Here is a 6,484-nt window from a genome sequence, read left to right as displayed (position 1 = left end):
CGTCGCGCCATCGGGTGGCTCGCCAGCGCCCTGCGAGGAAGGCGTATTCTACCGATCCGGGCCGCGCTGTCAAGCGCCTATCGCATCCGCCGCGCTTTCAAACCAGCGCGTCGAGCAGGGCTCGAACTGCGAGGACAGTGTAGTGCTTGCGAGTGTTTCCGGCCATCAAAATCTTTCGATCGATTTCCTAAAACCCTTCACGAAACAACCACTTGCTTCCTAGAAACCGCCGGTGACGCTGTGCGTCGTCGGCAGCGGATGCGTACTTTACGGATCTGCTGCGGCGAACGCAAGGGATCCATCGGATATTTTTCAGTTTAGTCCCTCTGGCGCGCACCGGGCACTAAAATATCGCATGCAGCGCACTCGTCTCGGGCCCATCGGTTCAGCCCTAACGCCAGAAATCACGTATCGAAGCGATGCCTTGAGCGCCAACTGCCCTTGCATGGTTGGCATCGTGCCGGGTCATGCCGCCAAGCGCAAAAACCGGCATACCGGCCGGCTCCACCAGTTGCTGAAAATCATGCCAGCCGAGAGGCGTCGCATCGGGGTGCGTCGGGGTCGTGCGAAGCGGCGAAAGCGTGACGAAATCACAGCCAATGTGTGCGGCCTGATCGAGCTGCTCGGCATTATGGGTCGACGCAGAAAGCCACTTACCCTGCACGATAGGCCGACGATCGAGAGTCATCAGGCGATCGCTGGTCAGGTGAATGCCATCGGCGTCGATGCGCTCCAGCAATTCGGGCTCGCCATTGAGCAGCAACCGAGCCTTGTACTGGCGGCACAGGGCGAGCGCCTGCTCGGCACGCTGCACGTAGGCTTCGTGGTCCAGCTTCTTGGCCCGCAGCTGTACGAGGCGAATGTTGTCTTCCTGCAGCGCCCGCTCCAGCTTGCTCAGAAAGACCCCATCTTCGGCTTCTTCGGCACTGATAAGGTATTCGGTGGGCAGCATCACGGCCCGCAGGATAGGCAAGTTGGCCGCCGGAAATGGATAATTGAACAGCTCGTCGAGCTTCACCCAGCGCACGGCCTGCCCCTCTCGCCCGTAGGGCTCGCCGCTGAAGGCGCGTACCTGCCAGACATCGAGCAGGATGTGCTTGTCGGGGTATTCGTGGTGGACACGGATCAACGGCTGAGCTCGATCGATCGTGAGCCCCAGCTCCTCGTAGAGCTCGCGTTGCAGGGCTACGAAACCGGTCTCGTAAGGAGCCAGCTTGCCACCGGGAAACTCCCATAGCCCGCCTTGATCGACCGTAGAGGGCCGCCTGGCAAGCAATACTTCCTGGCCGTCATCACTGAAGATGGCGGCAGCCGCCACGTGCACCCGTCGCTTGATCATGTTGCCTTATTACCCTTGTCGCGTTACTGACACGAATTCACGAGAGAATTCGCTCATTCCAAAACTTCGGTCGATGTTAGCTACGATAATCGGCGTTGATCGAAACGTAGTCATGAGACAGATCGGACGTCCAAACCGTTGCTGCGGCTTCGCCGCGCCCCAGGTCAATGCGTATGCCTATCTCGTCGCGGGCCATCACCGCGCTTCCCGCCTCTTCGGTGTAGCCGGGAGCACGCCCTCCCGCTTCTACCAGCGGCACTTCGCCCAAATCTATGACCACGCGCTCGACATCGAAATCTTCGACCGGCGCCCGGCCCACCGCCGCCAGGATACGCCCCCAATTGGCGTCCGAGGCGTACAAGGCGGTCTTGACCAGGGGTGAATGCGCCACGGTGAAAGCCACGTCCAACGCCTCATCGCGAGATCTGGCCCCTTGCACATCCAGCGTGACGAATTTGGTCGCCCCCTCACCGTCACGGATGATTGCCTGGGCAAGCTCCCCAGTGACCTCATCCAGCGCTTCGCGAAACGCAGCGAGAGACGCATGGCCGACGATGCTCGGCCCTTCGCCAGTGGCGATCAGCATGCAGGCATCGTTGGTTGAAGTATCGCTGTCGACGGTGATGCAGTTGAAGCTGCGATCCACGCTGTCACGCAACAATGTCTCTAGCAACGTCGTCTCGATTTCCGCATCGGTAGCCACAAAGGCCAGCATGGTGGCCATGTTCGGCTTGATCATACCCGAACCCTTGGCGATGCCGTTGATGGTCACCTTCTGATCATTGACGTAACACGTCGCGGTGGCCCCCTTGGGACGCGTATCGGTGGTCAAAATGGTCTGCCCGGCAAGCTCCCAAGCGACAGCCGAATCGTCCAGACTCGCCAAGGCCTCGGGAAGACTGTTGCAAATGCGCTCGACGGGTAGCCGTTCGCCAATCACCCCGGTGGAGAAAGGCAGGACACTATGGCTGGCCACATGGGTGAGTGTCGCCAGGGCATCGCAACAGGCATTGGCGTCCTGCATGCCCTGTGCGCCGGTGCCGGCATTGGCGTTGCCGGTGTTGATCAGCAGGTAGCGACTCGCCCGATGCAGCAAATGGCGTTTGGCGACATGCACCGGCGCGGCGCAGAACGCGTTGCGCGTAAAGACACCGGCGACTCGCGCCTGCTCCGGCACTTCGACTATCAGGACGTCGCGGCGTCCTGCTTTCTTGATCCCCGCCCGTGCCGTGCCGAGCCGAATCCCGGCAATAGCTGGCATTTGCGGGAAGACTGCTTCGCCTACCGCCATCCCTCGCCTCCTGAATCAATGTGCCTCGGGCCCACGGCGGCCGCACGGCCGCCGCCAAGCACTTACGCGGTTAATTCAACTTGCCATGACACTGCTTGTACTTCTTGCCGGAGCCACAGGGACACGGATCGTTACGACCGACTTTCGGTCCTTCGCGCCGTACCGTCTGGGAGGCTGCGGCCTCCTCCTGCTCACCGCTCGGTGCAGCTTCATTCTCGGCCGCTTCATGCTGCTGCGTTGCAGAGGCTTTCTCACGCTCGAGCGTTTCGCGACGCTGCTGCTCCAGTTCATCGACCTCTTCCTGCCTGCGGACTTGCACATGACTCAAGATGCGCGTGACATCATGCTTGATGTTGGTCAACAGGTTCTGAAAAAGCTCGAAAGCCTCACGCTTGTACTCCTGCTTGGGATTCTTCTGGGCATAGCCCCGCAAGTGGATGCCGCGCCGCAAATGGTCCATCGATTGCAGGTGTTCCTTCCAGCGGGTATCCAGCACCTGAAGCATGACCTGCTTCTCGAAGCGCCGCATCAGCTCGGGGCCGACCGCCTCGACCTTGGCCGCATAGATCTCGCGATGCTGGTTCTGTAGACGCTCGCGCAGCAGCTCCTCATGGAAATGCTCATCCTCCTCGGCCCACTCCAGCAGCGGCACGTCGAGATTGAACTCGCTCTTGAGATGATGCTGCAACCCTTCCAGATCCCATTGTTCGGGCAGGCTCTGCGGCGGAACGTAGGCGGTGATCGCTTCATCTAGGACTTCGTCGCGGATGCCTGCCACGTTCTCGGCTACCTCATCGGCACCGAGAATGGCATCGCGCTGGTCGTAGATCACTCGACGCTGGTCGTTAGCCACATCGTCGTATTCGAGCAGCTGCTTGCGAATATCGAAGTTGCGACCTTCGACCTTCTTCTGGGCCCGCTCGACGGCGTTGGAAACCATCTTGTGCTCGATCGCCTCGCCATGCTCGAGCCCCAGCGCCTGCATCAGGCGCTGGACCCGTTCGGAGCCGAACAGGCGCATCAGGTTATCTTCCAGCGATAGGAAGAAGCGCGTCGAACCGGGATCGCCCTGGCGCCCCGCCCTACCACGCAACTGATTGTCGATACGCCGTGACTCATGGCGCTCGGAGCCGATGACATGCAGCCCACCGGCCTCCAGGACCGCATCGTGACGCTGCTGCCATTCGGCCTTGGCGGCATCGATCTGCGCCTGACTGGGATTGTCCAGCTTGGCGACTTCGGCCTCCCAGTTCCCCCCCAGAACGATGTCGGTACCGCGGCCCGCCATGTTCGTCGCAATGGTTATGGCCCCGGGGCGCCCCGCCTGAGCGATGATTTCTGCCTCGCTCTGGTGTTGCTTGGCGTTGAGCACGTTGTGCGGGATGCCCCCCCGCTTCATCAGGTCCGCCAGCAGCTCGGAGGTCTCGATGGACGCCGTACCGACCAGCACCGGCCGGCCGGCCTCACGCTGGACCTTGACGTCCTCGATGATCGCCTCGTACTTCTCCTGGGCGGAGAGGTAGACCAGGTCGTTGTAATCGGTACGCGCGATGGGCTTGTTGGTGGGAATGACCGTGACATCGAGCCCGTAGATCTGACGAAATTCGAAGGCTTCGGTATCGGCCGTACCGGTCATCCCGGCAAGCTTTTCATAGAGCCTGAAATAGTTCTGGAAAGTCGTCGAGGCCAGCGTCTGGCTTTCCTTCTGGATGGCCACGCCTTCCTTGGCTTCTACTGCCTGGTGCAACCCCTCCGACCAGCGACGCCCCGGCATGCTGCGACCGGTATGCTCATCGACGATGACTACCTCGCCGTTGCTGACGATGTAATCAACGTCCCGATGAAAGAGGTGGCGAGCGCGGAGCGCGGAATGCATGTGTTGCAGCAGCCCCAGATTCTGCGCTGAGTAGAGAGAGTCATCCTCGGCCAGCAGGCCCTGGCGACGCATCAACTCTTCTACCTTATGATGGCCGGCTTCGGTCAGTTCGACCTGCTTTTGCTTTTCTTCGAGATTGAATTCGCCGCTCTCGGGATCTTCGGGATCCTCACACTGCTTGAGCTCGGTCGCCAGCCGGTCCACGACCTTGTAGAGGTCGGTATTCTCCTCGACGGGTCCCGAGATGATCAGCGGCGTTCTTGCCTCGTCGATGAGAATGGAATCGACTTCATCGACGATCGCGTAATGCAGCTCGCGCTGGACCTTATCGCCCAGCGAGAAAGCCATATTGTCACGCAGATAATCGAAACCGAACTCGTTGTTGGTTCCGTAGGTGATGTCGCAGGCGTAAGCCGCACGCTTCTCTTCGGAGGTCTGCCCCGAATAGATCACCCCGACCGTCAGGCCCAGCGATTCATAGAGCGGACGCATCCACTCGGCGTCGCGCCGCGCGAGATAGTCGTTGACGGTGACCACATGCACGCCACGGCCCGGCAACGCGTTGAGGTAGACGGCCAGGGTCGCCACCAGCGTCTTGCCTTCGCCGGTCTTCATCTCGGCAATGCGCCCCCGATGCAGTGTAATCCCGCCGATCAACTGGACGTCGAAGTGGCGCATGCCCATGACTCGCTGGCTGGCCTCGCGCACACAAGCAAAGGCTTCGGGCAATAGCTTGTCGAGACTTTCACCGCCTCTGAGGCGTTCGCGCAGTTGCTCTGTACGTTGCCGTAGCTCCTCATCGGCCAGCGCTGCGACGCTCTGTTCGAAAGCGCCGATCTCGCCGGTGAGCTTGCCCATACGTTTCACTTCACGGTCGTTCTTCGAGCCGACCATCTTGCGTACCAGGGTGTTTAACATTGGATATCCTGAATCACGAAGTAATCATTGTAGCGAGGCGCCACTTGGCGCCTCGGCAAGCGACGGACTGGCGCACCGGCCAGTTCAGATCATTCGCCGAGGCGGACCTCGTCGATTCAGAACATCGAGCCCGGCACAGGGTCGCCCTTCGCGTTGAGTACGCACGGCTTCGGGACATGCACTGAGGTGCCGGCGGCGCGGCATGCTGCGTTGCGCCCTACGCCGGGCCACGCGGCGCGATTCGGCTCGAATGGCCGCCGGAGCCATCAAGCAAATCTGTGTCAATTGCTCGGCAATACGCACCGCTTCTGCATGTACCAGTGACGAGGGCAGCAAACAGCCGACCAACAAGCCGGCCAGCCACCAACGCGACAGGCGTCTTGAGCGCTGCCGGCTGCCACTGGTTTCGGCCTGGGGATCGAACGTCACATCGGTCATGCTGTTGAAGGGCTCCGGGGCATGCTAGATTGAGGGCACCGCTCAGCAACAGTGCAAGCCAATGAGTATAAAGGCTAAGCGTTTTCGCGCCCAGCCCACCACAACGCTACTCGACGGCAGTGGCCGTCGCAGCTCGGAACTCAATGGCCTGATGCGTGTGGCCAACGTGATTGGTCGCGCGCAAGAACACCTACGCAGCCACTTGCCGGAGGAGGTGCGCCCCCATCTCTTCGTCGGCGGCTACCGCCAAGGCAAGCTCACTTTGATCACCGACCGTGCCGTCTGGCTGACCTGGCTTCGTTACGAGCAGACGCGCCTGCTCGAACTACTGCGCCAATTGCCCGAACTCGAAGCCGTTACCGGTCTGACGTTCAAGGTGCGCCCGGTCGCGCCCCCCAAGGCGCCGATTATTCGGCCTCGCGCCTTGTCGAGCCAAGCGGCCGATGAGCTCTCGAGCTGTGCCCGCGATACCGAGGATCCCCGCTTGAAACGAGCCCTCGAACGCTTGGCCGCTCATGCCGAGCCGCCGACTGGCGCGCACTAACCGCATCTGCGAAGTCGTCCGCCCAGTTCGTTCAGAAAGGTCGCATACGAAAAACGCCAGCCCCGAAGGGGCTGGCGT

General features: G+C 61.1%; 5 protein-coding genes. 2 read left to right on the top strand and 3 right to left on the bottom strand.

All coding sequences use genetic code 11. From position 1 onward, the window contains the following. The coding region (locus tag R6258_RS17285) for a hypothetical protein (RefSeq protein ID WP_318452947.1) at positions 1–223 on the top strand (223 nt) is incomplete at its 5' end. A gap of 168 nt (positions 224–391) precedes the next feature. Here R6258_RS17285 and R6258_RS17280 read toward each other — a convergent pair. The 3 genes from R6258_RS17280 to secA all read right to left on the bottom strand — a co-directional run bounded on the left by R6258_RS17280 (position 392) and on the right by secA (position 5,424). Then, a complete protein-coding gene (locus R6258_RS17280; RefSeq protein ID WP_318452946.1) occupies positions 392–1,339 on the bottom strand; it encodes a Nudix family hydrolase in 948 nt (315 codons plus the stop codon). Positions 1,340–1,415: 76 nt separating this feature from the next. Next, complete coding sequence (gene argJ / locus R6258_RS17275) at positions 1,416–2,630, bottom strand: bifunctional glutamate N-acetyltransferase/amino-acid acetyltransferase ArgJ (RefSeq protein ID WP_318452944.1); 1,215 nt, start codon at positions 2,628–2,630, stop codon at positions 1,416–1,418. 70 nt (positions 2,631–2,700) lie between these two features. Further along, on the bottom strand, positions 2,701–5,424 hold the full coding sequence (secA, locus tag R6258_RS17270) for a preprotein translocase subunit SecA (protein WP_318452942.1): 2,724 nt from the start codon (positions 5,422–5,424) through the stop codon (positions 2,701–2,703). Positions 5,425–5,923: 499 nt separating this feature from the next. Between secA and R6258_RS17265 the strand changes: the two genes are divergently transcribed. Further along, positions 5,924–6,406, top strand: coding sequence for a DUF721 domain-containing protein (locus R6258_RS17265; RefSeq protein WP_318452941.1), 483 nt, complete (start codon positions 5,924–5,926; stop codon positions 6,404–6,406). Positions 6,407–6,484 lie beyond the last annotated feature (78 nt).

It is taken from the genome of Halomonas sp. HP20-15 (assembly GCF_033446685.1).
GTDB lineage: Bacteria > Pseudomonadota > Gammaproteobacteria > Pseudomonadales > Halomonadaceae > Modicisalibacter.
The sequence above is the reverse complement of the archived record's forward strand: the minus strand, read 5'-3'. Positions and strand labels throughout refer to the sequence as shown.